Source organism: Streptococcus cristatus, from assembly GCF_001588905.1.
Lineage (GTDB): Bacteria > Bacillota > Bacilli > Lactobacillales > Streptococcaceae > Streptococcus > Streptococcus cristatus_N.
Genome location: NZ_LAWH01000030.1, coordinates 1 through 15,254, shown reverse-complemented (window position 1 = coordinate 15,254; position 15,254 = coordinate 1). Strand labels below are relative to the sequence as shown.

General features: G+C 44.9%; 10 protein-coding genes and 1 pseudogene. All 11 read left to right on the top strand.

Annotation, left to right across the window (positions count from 1 at the left end; all coding sequences use genetic code 11):
• Positions 1-65 precede the first annotated feature (65 nt).
• A complete protein-coding gene (locus A0765_RS06530) occupies positions 66-824 on the top strand; it encodes a TraX family protein (RefSeq protein WP_062005447.1) in 759 nt (252 codons plus the stop codon).
• An 83-nt stretch (positions 825-907) separates the two neighbouring features.
• On the top strand, positions 908-1,687 hold the full coding sequence (locus tag A0765_RS06525; protein ID WP_005592422.1) for an ABC transporter ATP-binding protein: 780 nt from the start codon (positions 908-910) through the stop codon (positions 1,685-1,687).
• Entirely contained in the window at positions 1,668-3,668 is a 2,001-nt protein-coding gene (locus tag A0765_RS06520; RefSeq protein WP_062005445.1) for an ABC transporter permease, read from the top strand. The genes A0765_RS06525 and A0765_RS06520 overlap by 20 nt, the downstream gene beginning before the upstream one ends.
• A gap of 149 nt (positions 3,669-3,817) precedes the next feature.
• Positions 3,818-4,466 (top strand): annotated as a pseudogene (locus A0765_RS06515) (ABC transporter ATP-binding protein); the annotation flags it as partial.
• Between the two features lie 218 nt (positions 4,467-4,684).
• On the top strand, positions 4,685-5,548 hold the full coding sequence (locus tag A0765_RS06510) for an ABC transporter permease (protein WP_062005443.1): 864 nt from the start codon (positions 4,685-4,687) through the stop codon (positions 5,546-5,548).
• Between the two features lie 20 nt (positions 5,549-5,568).
• Positions 5,569-6,024, top strand: a complete 456-nt coding sequence (locus A0765_RS06505; protein WP_062005441.1) for a LytTR family DNA-binding domain-containing protein — start codon at positions 5,569-5,571, stop codon at positions 6,022-6,024.
• A 10-nt stretch (positions 6,025-6,034) separates the two neighbouring features.
• The gene (locus tag A0765_RS06500) at positions 6,035-6,436 is read left to right on the top strand and encodes a DUF3021 domain-containing protein (RefSeq protein WP_061910067.1); all 402 of its coding nucleotides are present in this window, start codon (positions 6,035-6,037) and stop codon (positions 6,434-6,436) included.
• A 184-nt stretch (positions 6,437-6,620) separates the two neighbouring features.
• Entirely contained in the window at positions 6,621-7,187 is a 567-nt protein-coding gene (locus A0765_RS06495; RefSeq protein WP_062005439.1) for a TetR/AcrR family transcriptional regulator, read from the top strand.
• A gap of 177 nt (positions 7,188-7,364) precedes the next feature.
• Positions 7,365-7,712, top strand: coding sequence for a hypothetical protein (locus A0765_RS06490; RefSeq protein ID WP_062005437.1), 348 nt, complete (start codon positions 7,365-7,367; stop codon positions 7,710-7,712).
• 9 nt (positions 7,713-7,721) lie between these two features.
• A complete protein-coding gene (locus A0765_RS06485; RefSeq protein ID WP_062005435.1) occupies positions 7,722-8,069 on the top strand; it encodes a class Ib ribonucleoside-diphosphate reductase assembly flavoprotein NrdI in 348 nt (115 codons plus the stop codon).
• A gap of 251 nt (positions 8,070-8,320) precedes the next feature.
• Positions 8,321-15,124: an LPXTG-anchored adhesin/beta-galactosidase BgaA gene (gene bgaA / locus A0765_RS06480; RefSeq protein ID WP_062005433.1), complete on the top strand. Its 6,804-nt coding sequence runs from the start codon at positions 8,321-8,323 to the stop codon at positions 15,122-15,124.
• Positions 15,125-15,254 lie beyond the last annotated feature (130 nt).

The following is a 15,254-nucleotide window of genomic DNA, read 5'->3' as shown; positions in this document are numbered from 1 at the left end:
AGGTTATGGTACCGACCTTTCTTTTTTTGTAAGATAGATGTATAAAGAAGACAAGGAGATATGAAATGAAAACAAGAGGATTCAATGCTTTCCAACTCAAGCTTTTCATGGCCTTTTTAATGGTTTTTGATCATATTGGTAAGATTCCAGGGCTTTTGCCGACAGGCTGGGACGGGATTTTCCACCTGCTGACCCGCTGTGTAGCTGCTTGGTTTGCTTTTAGCGCAGTAGAAGGCTTTCTGCATACGCGCAATCGCTTGGCCTACAATGCTCGCTTGTTTATCTGGGCGGCTATCATGCAGCTGGGCAATAGCATCCTGACCATGCTCTTTCATAGCAAGGGGATTCATCTTGAGAATAATATCTTTCTCAGCTTAGCCTGTGGCGTTCTGGTGCTCAATCTTGTATTTGGTCTTTCCAAAAAAGGTGAAGAGATTATGGATGAGAAGCGCTATTTGCGGATTGGAGCGGCAGTCTTAATTGGTTTGGCAGGAGTCTTTTTGACAGAAGGCGGCATGACCATTATTCCTTTGATGCTGATTAGCTATATCTTCCGCAATCAGCCTGCTCTCAGAACTTTTTCTTACATGGTCTTGGCTTTTCTGCTCTTCTGTCTGAGCATTGAAATCTACCCAACCATGGGAGCCACCATTTCGATGATGCTCTACAATTCAGACTGGGCCTTTATTACCGTCTTGCCCTTCCTCCATCTCTACAATGGCGAGCGAGGCTATAATGGCAAGTGGGGCAAGTATTTCTTCTATATCTTTTACCCAGCCCATCTCTGGATCATCGCACTGATTGCATATCTAGTGCAGAGATAAAAATATTGGCATTTAAAAATTAGTAGAATATGGAAATAAAGCTGTTTCTGTATTAAAATGGAATTATAGAAAAGGAGATCATGATGACCTTATTAGACGTACAACATGTGAAAAAGATTTATAAAACTCGCTTTCAGGGTAGCCAAGTAGAGGCACTAAAGGATATTCACTTTACGGTAGAAAAAGGTGAATACGTGGCCATTATGGGTGAGTCAGGCTCTGGGAAATCCACCCTGCTCAACATCTTAGCCATGCTGGACAAGCCGACTGAGGGGCGCGTCTTTCTCAACGGAACTGACACAGCAACCATCAAAAACAGCCAGGCTTCCAGCTTCCGCCGAGAAAAATTAGGCTTCGTCTTTCAGGATTTCAACCTATTGGACACCCTGTCGGTTAAGGATAATATCCTGCTGCCCCTGGTTCTCTCTCGTCGTCCCATTACCGAGATGATGCAAAAGCTGGTCACAACCTGCAATGAGCTGGGGATAAATAAACTCCAAGAGAAGTTTCCATATGAAATTTCTGGTGGCCAGAAGCAGCGGGTGGCGGTAGCCCGCGCTATTATCACTGAGCCTGAGATCTTGTTGGCGGATGAGCCAACAGGAGCGCTGGATTCTAAGTCTTCGGCGGCTCTCTTGGATGTCTTTGACGACATCAATGACCGCGGCCAGACCATTCTCATGGTAACTCACTCGACTTCAGCGGCTAGCCGCGCCAAGCGGGTGCTCTTTATCAAGGACGGGATTCTCTACAATCAAATCTTCCGCGGTAACAAGACCGAGCGGCAGATGTTCCAAGAGATTTCCGATACTCTGACAGTTATGGCAAGTGAGGTGGGCAACTATGTTCAAACTAACGAGTAAACTGGCTTTATCAAATCTGATCAAAAATCGCAGTTTGTATTATCCATTTGCTTTGGCGACAGTACTGGCAACAGCGATTTTGTATAGTTTTGTCTCACTGGCTCACAGTCCAAATATGGAGACCTCTTATGGTGGTACAGCAGCTCGGATGACCTTGCAGTTTGGTATCCAGGTCATTCAGATTGCGGTGCTCATCCTTATCACCTATGCCAATAGCTTTGTCATGAAGAACCGTTCGCGTGAGCTTGGCGTTTATAGTGTGTTGGGGATGGAAAAGCGTCACCTGCTACTTATGACCTTCTTTGAACTCTGTGTCTTTTATCTGGCTACAGTTGGTCTGGGTATTTTGTCTGGCCTAGCTTTAGATAAGATGCTCTACGCCGTTCTTTTGAAATTGATGGGAATGCCGGCAGTTCTTGCCTCGACCTTTCAATGGCAGAATGTCTGGATCACTCTAGCTAGTCTAGGTGTCGCTTTTGCGGTGATTTTGTTGCTCAACTCTACGCGTCTTCTACGCTATAGCTCTCTGCATCTTGTAAAAGAAAAGAAAGCAGGCGAGAAGAAGGGACGCTTCCTTTTTCTGCAAACCTTGCTGGGGCTCCTGCTCATGGGTGTGGCTTATTATATGGCTTTGACCGTTACCAAGCCTGTCGCTGCTATCGGCAATTTCTTTATAGCTGTGGTCATGGTTATCATCGCAACCTATCTGCTTTTTAATGCAGGTTCGATTACACTATTACAATTTCTCAAAAAGCGCAAAGGCTACTACTATAAAACGCAGAATTTCATTTCTGTTTCCAATCTTATCTCGCGGATGCGTAAAAATGCAGCAGGATTGGCAACTATCTCCATTCTATCTACCATGCTCTTAGTGACTCTGGTCGGTACAATCAATATCTATGTTGGAGGTCAGGATTATATTACTACCTTGCATCCGAAGGATTATAATGTCAGTATCGTCTTGCCGAAATCGACCGATCAGAAGGAGGATCTGTTGGACAAGGTCCAGCAAGTCGCTCAGGACACAGATCTGAAGAAGCCAAGCTATACTACCTATCTCTACCAATCAGCCTTCATTACGAAACTGGCTGGTAATGATGTGACAGTTCCAATGCAAAGAGAGCTGGAGTCAGATACAAGTATCTTGACCAAGTCTGCAGGCACGATTACAGTCATCAATCGCCAGGATTATGAAAAAATGACAGGGGAAAAGATAGACTTAGCAGACGATGAAACCCTAGTTTACGGGAAAAATATTTCCTTAAATAAGGACAAGCCTCTCCGAGTGAATGGCAAGGACTGGAAGATTAAGCAGCTTTTATCGTCGAATTTCACGCATGGGGAAATCCCTAATCCAAACGATGTAACCATGGAACAGGGGCTCTATATGGTGGTCAATGATAGCAAAGATGTTAATCTCGATGTGGAACATTACTACTACATTGGAGTTGCTTCAGAGACTAAGGGCAGTAAGAAATTTGTTGAGCAAGTCCAGCTGGGACTGAGGGACACTTTGGATCAGGAACAGGCCCAAGATGGTAGCTACGCAATGGCTAGTGATCGTCATAGCGCAGAAAAGAGCTATCAGGAACTTACCGGAACCTTGCTCTTCATCGGTGTCTTCTTATCTGTTATCTTCCTTCTAGGAGCTGTTCTTGTGATTTACTACAAGCAAATCTCTGAAGGCTATGAGGACCGTGATGGCTTTATCATCTTGCAAAAGGTTGGTTTAGACGAAAAGCAGACTAGAAGTACCATCCGCAAGCAGATTTTGACTGTTTTCTTCCTACCTCTTATCTTTGCTTTTCTACATATAGCAGCTGTCTTTCATATGTTGCGCTTGATTGTTGCTCTATTGGGAGTGACCAATCTTCCTCTCTTAATCCAGACAACACTTGCAACTTGCGGCGTCTTCCTCCTGACCTATATTTTAGTATTCTTATTGACTTCTCGCAGTTACCGCAAGATTGTCGCCCGCTAAGAGCAAATCCCTGACCTCTGGTCGGGGATTTTTTGATGTCTGGATTTTTACCTCTCATCTCCCTCATTTTACCGCTTGTCCAAAAAGCCGAGATTTTTCAAAAAAGACTTGCTATCATAGTCTCAGAAGTTAAGACAGGAGAAAAGATCATGTTAGTCCAAGTAAAAAATCTGACCAAAGTTTATGGAGACAAGGTAGCAGTAAATGGCCTGAATTTAGAAATTGAGTCAGGCAGTTTCACAGCCATTCTAGGGCCAAATGGAGCAGGAAAATCGACAACAATTCAGATGTTGATTGGGCTTTTGCAGCCGACATCAGGACAAATCATTTATGCAGAACAAACCAAGCTGGGCGTAGTCTTTCAAAATAGTGTGCTGGATGCTAATTTAACGGTAGTTGAAAATCTGCGAATCCGTGCCAAGCAGTACAAGCAGGTGGCGACTGGTAAGATTGAGCAATTGATCGAGCAACTAGGCCTGGCTAGCTTTGCCAAACAACGCTACGGGACCCTTTCTGGTGGACAAAAGCGTCGGGTGGACATTGCCCGTGCATTGCTCAATAGTCCCGACTTACTTTTTCTAGATGAGCCGACGACAGGCTTGGATATCCAGACTAGAGAAAGTATCTGGAAGCTACTCAAAGACCTGCAGCAGAAGGAAAAGATGACCGTAGTTTTGACCACCCACTATCTTAATGAAGCCGACGACGCAGATAAGATTTATATCGTAGACCATGGTCAAGTCATCGCGCAAGGCTCTGCTGATCAGATCAAGGAGCGCTATGCCCGTAATGTTTTGCGGATTCTGACCCCAGATTCAAAGGGCTTGAAGGCTGCTTTGCCGACTAGCTGTGAATGGGAGCAAGGTAAGGAAAATGAGTTTTTCTTTTATCCTGAGACGACGAAGGAAGCCTTGGCTTTGCTGAGCCAGCTTGGCTCCTATATTGAACAATTTGAATTCCAACCCGGAACCATGGATGATGCCTTTATGGCTCTGACAGGAAGAGAGGTACGTTAAATGTTAATGTTGATCAAACGAAATTTTTTACTCTATTTTCGCAATCATAGTGGGGTGATTCTATCTCTCTTTGGCGCCATTATTCCCTTTGTTTTATATCTTGTTTTCCTAAAGAACAACATGAAAGGCTCTTGGTCAGACAGTAGCCATGCGGTGGAGCTGCTCGACTTTTGGTTGATTAGCGGAACGCTGGCTGTCACCGCCTTGACAACTACCCTATCAGCTTTTTCGCAACAAACTGAAGACCGAGAAAGAAAGGTGACCGCTGACCTCTTTATCACAGATTTGGGGCAATGGGGCTTGCGGTTTAGCTACTTAATCAGTGCCTTTGCGATTGGCTTTGTCATGCAGGTCTTCATGTTTGCTGTCATGCTGACCTACTTTATCCTAGCGGACAAGATCTCCTTTGACTGGACGCTTCTTCCCCAGCTGGTCGGCCTCATGATGCTCAATAGCTTGCTGGCAAGTCTCCTCAATGCGCTAGTTGTTCCTTATTTCAAATCGGTGAATTCCTTGGGGCAATACGCAACGGTCATCGGTGCCGCCTCTGGTTTTCTAGTGGGAACCTATATTCCGATTGGGACTCTGCCCAGCCTTGCCCAAAATCTCATGAAACTGACTCCCTCAACCTACATGGCTTCCCTCTTCAGACAAGTCCTGATGAAGGATTCTCTGACAGAAGTTTTTGCTGGTCAGGGTCAGCTCCAGCAAGACTTTGAGAAGCTCCTAGGTATCCGTATCGAATGGCAAAAGCTCTTGACAAGCCAAGAAACATACTATATAGTTGGAGTAGTGCTCACGGTAGCAGCCCTGTTCTGGCTAGGTCAAAATTGGCTGCTGAATCGACGGATGAGCTTCAAGTAAAGAAAGTAGGAGGCCTAGGTTTGCAGACAAGATTTGAAGAAGATGCTCAGATTTCTTCCCAAGACCCGCTGGTCGTCGTGAAAGCGGATCAGCTGGTTGGTGAGGCCAAGGCTGTCCTAGATTATTTGGAAAACTTCAAGGCTGGACCAAGTGGTGTCCTGCCTATTAAGTCGGATGATAAGCTTGTTATGCTCAAGACAGAGGATATTATCTTGGCCGATATTAATCAGACAACCTTGATGATTTACAGTACCGAGGGCGTTTATACAACGACAGAAACGCTGACTCGTTTTCAAAATCGTCTCAATAGTCGCAATTTTATCCAGGTATCTCGCCACGCAGTCATTAATATCGACCATCTAGAATCTTTGTCGGATAGTTTTTCGGGCAATATGACTGCCAAGCTGACCAATCAGATCAAAACCGATGTCAGTCGCCGTTATGTCAAGCTGCTTATGGACTATTTGGGAATTTAGGAGGAAAATCATGACCTTTAAAAAAATTCTGATCGGTATGCAGGATGGTTTGAGAACAGGTAGCTTGGTCTTTCTGCTGGTAAGCCTTATTTCAGGAAAAACAAGTCTCTTGACTCCGCGTTCAATTCTCAGTGTCCTCCTTGTCAGCGCTTTGATCGGAGTTGCAAGCTATATCTTTGACGCGACAGACCGCTTTCCATTTCCTTTCCTACTTTTCTGCCACTTTGTAGTGACAGCGACCATCGTTAGTCTAGCTATGATCTGCAATGGCTGGGGGACTATGCTCTTTGGTTGGTCCTTCTGGCTAAGTTTTGTTTTGATTTACCTCTTGGTTTGGTTTCTTGTCACTATTGATTCGATGATTAAAACCAAGAAAATCAACGAGGCCTTGAAAAATCGTAGAAAACACTAATCTATCCAAGACGCAAGCAAGTTTTATCAAGAACTTGTTTGTTTTTTTATTTAACAAAGGGGCTATTATCTCAAACTGCCGTCTTCTTTCCAAAGTACGATTTCCGCTTTTCTTGACAAAGATTTTTAAAGTGTTATAATTTGAATGAATAGAAAATTTAATTCATTCATAAAAGGAGAAGGTCATGGACAAAAAAGCTGAATTATTGGCTGAGGCTAGGCAGGTCTTTGCTGAGAAGGGTTATAAAAAGACGAATATTTCAGATATTACCAAGCGTGCCCGCATGGCTGTTGGCTCCTTTTATAAGTACTATGAATCCAAGGAAGCTATTTTTTTAGAGGTTTATGTAGCTGAGAATAACCGCATACGTGAGGAAACCATGCAGCGCGTGGATTGGCAGAGTGAGCCAGAGGCAGTCGTTGAGCAGCTTTTTGCAGTCACTTTTGAGTTGATTTCGCCTAATAAAATTTTAGCGGAGTGGAGCAAGCCGGGCATTTCTCAGATCTTGCACGACTACTATAATCAGGATGCTGGCCGCGCGGCCAATGCCTTTCACCAGTTTCTGATTCGGACTTTCAGCCAGCGTTTGCAGGAGAAGGGCTTTTCACAAGAGGAAGTCGCCCAAATCATGAAGGCTTATGATTTGCTCTACTACATTGACATGCATGTGACAGAGCAGGATTTTCCAGGTTATTTTGAGAGTATCGAGACCTTGGTGAAATATTTTTTAAAGGGAATTTTTGCTAAATAAGAATTTCCTTTTCTTGGAAGATGAGGTGAATGAATTCGTAAAAGAATTCATTCAAGTAAGGAGGTGGATTTGTGTGATGTAGAGCGATGGAGAAAGCAAATTAGAGGAAAATAATTTTTTGAGAAGGTTTGAATGAATATTATAATCTATTCATTCAAGTTAGAAAGTGAGGAAATAATGATGAAACAAGGTGAAATGCTGTTGAGTGGAAGGACTATTTTGGGGCTTTGCCTAGTTGTGATTGGTTTTTTGACCCTTGGTTATGGCGGGGTGGAATTTGGACTTGGTCTGAGTTTGGGCTTTCAGTCTTTTTTGATTGGTGGTCTCCTTTGTATCTTACTTGGATTACTTGTGATGCAAGGTGTAGCAGTATCTGTCAAGCTGGTGGTCTTGGCCTTGACGGTGATCAGTATCTTGCTCTATATTCACAGTATGCCTGATTTGGAAATTCTCTTACAACTGATATCGGATGTGGCTGTTATAGGCTTTGCTGCTTTTCTAGCAGTGCTTCTTTTGAGAAAGTAGGGAGAGGAAATGATTATAGTTTATGATTCAGTAACGGGTGTTGGGAAGCAATTTGCAGAATCGCTGGGCTATCCGACACAAAGCATCAAGGAAAAGTTGGAAGAGCCTTGTATTCTGATCACGCGAAATGCTGGGGCTGGGAAAATTCCCTGGTCCACTAAGCGCTTTATTAAGAAACATTCAAGCTTGATTAAGGGTTTTGTCAATAATGGAGATTCGGTGAAGCATGGACGGACCTTCTGCGGGGCTACACCTTTGATTATCGAAAAATATGGGCTGCCGCATATCTGCGATATTGACCGAGGTGGCAAGGAAGAAGACATCAAACTTGTGCAGGAATACCTGGCTAAATTCTAAGAGTGGATGATTTATATGATAAATCTATAGGAAAAGGATGGGTGATAATCACTCATCCTTTTTATAGGAATGTTTGAGAAAGTTTGTTTTTCTCCTAATTTTAGGAAAAACGCTCAAAAATATAAAAAAGGTTCTTGGCTTATTGAGATAAACGATCCTGTTTTATAAAATAGGAGGGAAACGATTATAAAAGTAAAGCGCTTTCTTTTTAAAAATAGAAGCGGTTACCAAAGAAAAAGAAGGAGGATCCTATGGGAGAGGATCATTGGAATCGAAAGAGAGTTTATAGCATAAGAAAGTTTTCTATTGGCGTTTGCTCGATAGTGATTGGGACTTGCTTCCTCTTATTTGGAGCGAGTGTAGCGGGAGCAAGTCCAGTTTATGCAGAGGAGACAACTGCGTTGGTTGCTACAGAAAAGCCTGTGGAGGAAAAAACCGTTGAGGAAGAAGTGACTGCTGAACCAGTGACACATCAGGCAGCTGAGCCTGTTGTGCATTCTCAGGAGGAGAAAAAAGAAGAAAGTCCTCAGCTTTCTAAAGCAGCGGAGGACATTTCAGCAGCATCTCAAAATGGCGAAAAAGAGAATAGCCAAGAAGCTACTCAAGAAAAAGCTGCGCAGCCTGAGATAAAATCTGCGACCAAGGAAGAAGTGAGCCAAATGATCGAAGATAGAAAAGTGAATTTTAATCAGAATTGGCACTTTAAATTAAATGCTAATGCTAAGGAAGCTGTCCAAGCTGAGACGGATATCACATCGTGGAAAAAGTTAGACCTGCCTCATGACTGGAGTATCCACTTTGATTTTGACCATGAGTCTCCTGCACAGAATGAAGGTGGCCAGCTCAATGGTGGAGATGCTTGGTATCGTAAGCCTCTGAAATTAGACGAAAAAGATCTTGATAAAAATGTTCGCCTCACATTTGATGGTGTCTACATGGATTCGCAGGTCTTTGTCAATGGCCAGCTGGTTGGGCATTATCCTAATGGCTACAACCAATTTTCATACGATATCACTAAATACCTCCACAAAGATGGTCGGGAAAATGTCATCGCTGTGCACGTTGTCAACAAGCAACCAAGTAGCCGTTGGTATTCAGGAAGCGGGATCTACCGTGATGTGAGTTTGCAAGTGACAGATAAGGTTCATGTTGAGAAAAATGGTACAACTATCTTAACGCCAGAGCTTGAGAAACAACAAGACGGTAAGGTTGCAACTCATGTGACCAGTAAGATTGTCAACACAGACGATAAAGACCACGAAATCACAGCAGAATATCAGATTGTCAGACGTGGAGGTGAGGCAGTCACAGACCTCATCCGCACTGCTAGCCAAAAAATAAAAGCCCACGAGAGCAGTGCCATTCAGGCAAGCTTAGAAGTAGAAAAGCCGGAGTTGTGGACTGTATTTAATGATAAGCCTGCCTTGTATGAGCTGGTAACACGGGTCTATCGTGATGGTCAGCTCGTCGATGCGAAGAAAGACTTGTTTGGCTATCGATATTACAACTGGACTCCAAACGAAGGCTTCTCTCTCAATGGTCAGAAGGTCAAGTTCCACGGAGTATCCTTGCACCATGACCACGGGGCTCTAGGAGCAGAAGAAAACTATAAGGCTGAGTATCGTCGCCTCAAGCAAATGAAGGAGATGGGGGTCAACTCTATTCGTACGACCCACAATCCTGCTAGTGAGCAGACTTTGCAGATTGCGGCAGAGCTGGGTTTGATGGTCCAAGAAGAGGCTTTTGATACTTGGTATGGAGGTAAGAAGCCTTATGACTACGGCCGTTTCTTTGAAAAAGATGCGACTCACCCAGAAGCTAAAAAGGGTGAAAAATGGTCTGACTATGACCTGCGGACCATGGTTGAAAGAGGCAAAAATAATCCAGCCATCGTTATGTGGTCAATCGGAAATGAAATCGGTGAAGCAAACGGCGATGCTCATTCGTTAGCGACTGTTAAACGCTTAGTCAAGGTCATCAAGTCAGTTGATAAGACCCGCTATGTCACGATGGGGGCTGACAAATTCCGCTTTGGTGATGGTAGTGGTGGCCACGAGAAAATCGCAGATGAATTGGATGCAGTTGGCTTTAACTACTCAGAAGATAATTACAAGGCCTTACGTGCCAAACATCCAAACTGGTTGATTTATGGTTCTGAAACCTCTTCGGCTACTCGTACGCGTGGCAGCTATTTCCATCCAGAGCAAGAATGGGTCGGAAGCAATCAGTCTTGGCGCAACTATGAGCAGTCTGACTATGGAAATGACCGTGTTGGCTGGGGTAAAACGGCAACTGCTTCTTGGACCTTTGACCGAGACAATGCGGGCTACGCAGGACAATTTATCTGGACAGGTACAGACTATATCGGTGAGCCAACTCCTTGGCACAACCAAAACAGTACACCTGTAAAGAGCTCTTATTTCGGAATAGTAGACACGGCGGGCATTCCTAAAAATGACTACTACCTTTACCAAAGTCAGTGGGTTTCAGCTAAGAAGAAACCTATGGTTCACCTGCTTCCTCACTGGAACTGGGAAGATCAAGACTTGGCAGACAATGTTGCAGATGCTGAAAATAAAATACCAGTCCGTGCATACTCCAATGCAGCTAGTGTCGAATTGTACTTGAACAACCAATCTTTGGGAGTCAAGAAATTTAATAAAAAAGAAACCAGCGATGGCCGCAGCTATCAAGAAGGAGCAAATCCTCAAGAACTTTATCTTGAGTGGAAAGTAGCTTATCAGCCGGGAACTTTGGAAGCTGTAGCTCGTGATGAGCAAGGTAAAGAAATTGCTCGCGACAAGATTGTCACAGCAGGTCAGCCTGCAGGTGTACGCTTGGTCAAGGAAGAGCACGCTATCGCAGCAGATGGAAAAGACTTGACCTACATCTACTATGAAATCGTCGACCGTGACGGCAATGTCGTGCCAACTGCCAATAACCTCGTTCGCTTCCAGTTGCATGGACAAGGCCAGCTTGTCGGTGTGGATAATGGTGAGCAAGCTAGTCGTGAACGTTACAAGGAACAAGCAGACGGCTCTTGGATCCGCAAAGCCTTTAACGGTAAGGGAGTTGCCATTGTCAAATCAACAGACCAAGCCGGTAAATTCACGCTGACTGCCCATTCTGGTTTATTAAAATCAGACCAAGTGACAGTCTTTACTGGCAAGGACGAGCAGAAAGAAAAGACTGTTTTGGGTACGGAAGTGCCAAAAGTTCGCACAGTTTTGGGACAAGCTCCAAGCTTGCCAGCGACAGTTCCTTTTGTTTACAGTGACGGTAGTCGTGCGGAACGCCCTGTAACTTGGTCACAAGCAGACGTTAGCCACTCAGGTATTGTAACCGTCAAAGGAGAGGCAGACGGTCGCCAAGTAGAAGCACATGTGGAAGTTTTAGCTGTTGAAAGAGAATTGCCAGTCATCAAACGAGTAGCTCCTGGAACGGACTTGAGCAGTGTAGACAAGTCGATCCCTCTTGCTCTAACTGACGGCAGTGTCGAACATTATGATGTAGATAAATGGGAAATCGCGCCAGAAGATCAAGCCAAACTGTCTGTGGTAGGTTCACGTATTCCAATGACCGGTCATCTGGCAGGCGATACCATTTCTGCGACCTTGCTCGTGGAAGAAGGGGAAGCAGCTGGGCCTGTGCCGCCACTAGTGACTGTAGGTGGTGAGGCAGTATCGGACCTGACCAGTCAAAAACCAGTCCATTATCAGAGCCTTGCCTATGGAGCGCAGCTCCCTTCAGTGACAGCTACAGCTGAAAATGCGGATGTGACAGTGGTTCAAGCCAGTGCTTCAAACGGTATGCGTGCAAACATTTATGTCCAGCCAAAAGATGGCGGAGCCCTGCAAACTTATGCAGTGCAATTCCTAGAAGAAGCTCCTAAAATTGACCATTTGAGCCTCCAAGTTGAGCAAGCTGACGGTCTCAAAGAAGACCAGACTGTCCAATTAACTGTTTTGGCGCACTATCAAGATGGCACTCAGGCAGTTTTACAGGCTGATAAGGTGGCCTTCTCTACGAAAGGTGAAGGAGACGTTGCCGTTCATAAAGGAAGCTTGGAACTACACAAGCCAGGAAATGTGACTTTGAAAGCAGAGTATGACGGTGCTGAAGGGCAAGTGGAACTAGTGATTCAAGCCAATACGGAGAAGAAAGTGGTTCAAGCAGTCCGCCCAGTCCATGTGGTAACAGACTTGCATCAAGAACCAAAACTGCCAACAACCGTGACGGTTGAGTACGACAAAGGATTCCCTAAAGTTCATAGGGTTACTTGGCAGGCTGTAGAAAAAGAAAAACTTGAACGCTACCACACTTTTGAAATGGTCGGAAAAGTTGAAGGTATTGAGCGGGAAGCGCGTGCTAAGGTGTCTGTGGAAGGCATTGTCGCAGTAGAGGAAGTCAGCGTGACAACTCCACTTGCGGAAGCACCACACCTGCCAGAGAGTGTCCGGACTTACCATTCAAATGGCCAAGTTTCCTCAGCAAAAGTCACTTGGGACGCTATTTCGCCAAGTCAATATCAAAAAGAAGGTGTCTTCACGGTCACTGGTCAGGTAGAAGGCAGTCAGTTGCCAACCAAACTCCATGTCCGTGTATCTGCTAAGACTGAACATGGAGCCAATATTTCGGACCAATGGACAGGTTCAGAATTGCCACTGGCCTTTGCTTCGGACTCCAATCCGAGTGACCCAGTATCTTATGTCAATGATAAGGTGATTTCTTACAATGACCAACCAGCGAATCGTTGGACAAACTGGAACCGCCAAGATGAGGCTTCAGTGGGCGTTCTCTTTGGAGATTCTGGTATTATGACCAAGCGGGCAGTAGACAATCTGAACGTAGCCTTCCATGAAGATCACGGAGTTGGGGCTCCGAAATCCTACGTGATCGAGTATTATGCTGGCAAGACCGTTCCGACTGTACCTAAAAATCCTAGCTTTGTCGAAAGCGAAGAGCATGTCTTCAACGATGCTGCCAATTGGAAACCGGTGACCAACCTCAAAGCTCCAGATCAGCTCAAGGCTGGGGAAATGAATCACTTTAACTTTGATAAAGTCGATACTTATGCTCTTCGGATTCGTATGGTGAGAGCGGATGACAAGTGGGGAACCTCGATCACAGAAGTCCAAATTTTCTCGAAACAAGTGGCTGCAGCGAAAGAGGCAGAAACCCGCATCCAAGTGGCTGGCCAAGACTTGCCAAACTTTAACCCAAGCTTGACTGACTATTATCTCCCAGCTAATGACGGGCAAGCACCAGCAGTAACTGCTAGTGTCAGCAATAATGGTCTGGCAACAGTCGTGCCAAGTGTCCATGAGGGAGATCCTATTCGTGTTGTCGTGAAGGCAGAAAATGGGGATATCCTCGGGGAATACCGTCTCCACTTTACAAATGATAAAGACTTGCTGGCTCGTAAGCCAGTAGCAGCGGTGAAACAGTCTCGCTTGCTTCACCTAGGTCAAAGCCTAGACTTGCCAAACAAAGTTCCTGTTTACTTCACTGGTAAATCAGACTATGAAGTCAAAGACCTGACTGTTGAATGGGAGCCAGTTCCAGCTGAAAATCTGGCAAAAGCTGGCGAATTTACTGTTCGAGGTCGCCTGCTAGGTAGTGACCTACCTGTCGAGCTCTCTGTCCGAGTGACCGACAAGCAGGGCGCGTCTGTGTCAGACAATCCATATTATGATGAAAATAGCAATCAAGCCTTTGCTTCAGCAACCAATGATATTGACCCAGGTTCTCATGACCGTGTGGACTATATCAATGATGGGGATCATGATGATAGTCGTCGTTGGACAAACTGGTCTGCTACTCCATCAGCGAATCCAGAAGTCTCAGTAGGTGTTATCTTCAAGAACCAAGGCAAGATTGTCAAGCGGACGGTCGTTCAAGCCAAACTGCGCTTCTTTGCCGATAGCGGAACAGATGCACCATCTAAGCTTGTTTTAGAGCGCTATGTTGGACCAGATTTTGATGCTCCTGTCTATTACTCAAACTATCAAGCCTACGAACCAAATCATCCTTTTAACAACCCTGACAACTGGGAAGCTGTTCCATATAACATCAATCAGGAAATCCAGGCAGGCGCTGAACTTACAGCAAGCTTTAAGGCTGTCAAGTCGAAAGCGATGAGATGGCGGATGGAAAGAAAAGATGACAAGAATGGAGTTGCTCTGACGGAGATGACCTTCTTGGCACCAAGTGAATTGGCTAAGGAAAGTACAAATTCTAAGATTTTGGTAGATGGAAAAGAACTGCCAGACTTCTCTCAAGAGCGTCAAAATTATCAAGTGACTTATACAGGTCAACGTCCGAAGATTGCCGTAGCAGAGAGCGACCAAGTGGCTTCAACGGTTGTGGATAGTGGAGATGATCATTTGCCAGTCTTGGTGCGGTTTGTTTCAGAAAATGGTAAGCAGGTCAAGGAATACCGCATCCAATTGATCAAGGAGAAACCAGTGACTGGGAAAACTTCAGCTGCTGTCCAAGAGGAACTGCCAAGTCTAGAAGTCCTCGAACAAGAGCTCAATTTCCAAACAGCTGAAAAAGAGGATCCAACGCTCAAACTAGGAGAAAAGCGTGTGGCTCAAGAAGGCCAAATTGGTCAGGAACGAGTTCTCACAGAAGTTTATCCAGATGGCAAGCGAGAAGAGAAGCTACGAGAAGTTCTCCAAGCTCCGACAGATCGAATTGTCCTCGTCGGAACGAAGAAAGAAGATTCTCAGCCATCACCTGAACCTCACCATGTGACTCCTCAAAAACCAGAAGAGGCTGGTAAGGGCGAAACTCGGATTGTAGAAGTTAAGAAAGGGCAAAGTCCGACTCAGCCATCTGCAGAAAGACCTGCTCAAGCACCAGCAAAAGCTGAAGAAGCAAAAATAAAGGCTGAAGAAACAAAATCGGAAGCAAGAAAAGCAAGTCAAACAGACAGTGGTCGTTTGCCAAATACAGGAAACCGTTCTACACAGGTAGCAGCACTGGCAGGAATGGGACTGTTAGGCTTAGTAGCTAGTCTTGTAGCAAGGCTGAAGAAAAAAGAAGATTAAGTCTTATAGAAGATTAATCTTGACAATTAAACCTGTCGAATGAAGAGAGTGGGACAGAAATCGGTAATTCTTTAGAATTCGATTTCGTCGTCCCACCTCCGCACAGTTGAGTAGGGCTGTAAAAGCTGAT

Coding starts and splice junctions, on each gene's coding strand:
- A0765_RS06530 (WP_062005447.1), top strand. CDS start 66: ATGAAAACAAGAGGATTCAATGCTTTCCAACTCAAGCTTTTCATGGCC.
- A0765_RS06525 (WP_005592422.1), top strand. CDS start 908: ATGACCTTATTAGACGTACAACATGTGAAAAAGATTTATAAAACTCGC.
- A0765_RS06520 (WP_062005445.1), top strand. CDS start 1,668: ATGTTCAAACTAACGAGTAAACTGGCTTTATCAAATCTGATCAAAAAT.
- A0765_RS06510 (WP_062005443.1), top strand. CDS start 4,685: ATGTTAATGTTGATCAAACGAAATTTTTTACTCTATTTTCGCAATCAT.
- A0765_RS06500 (WP_061910067.1), top strand. CDS start 6,035: ATGACCTTTAAAAAAATTCTGATCGGTATGCAGGATGGTTTGAGAACA.
- A0765_RS06495 (WP_062005439.1), top strand. CDS start 6,621: ATGGACAAAAAAGCTGAATTATTGGCTGAGGCTAGGCAGGTCTTTGCT.
- A0765_RS06490 (WP_062005437.1), top strand. CDS start 7,365: ATGATGAAACAAGGTGAAATGCTGTTGAGTGGAAGGACTATTTTGGGG.
- A0765_RS06485 (WP_062005435.1), top strand. CDS start 7,722: ATGATTATAGTTTATGATTCAGTAACGGGTGTTGGGAAGCAATTTGCA.
- bgaA (WP_062005433.1), top strand. CDS start 8,321: ATGGGAGAGGATCATTGGAATCGAAAGAGAGTTTATAGCATAAGAAAG.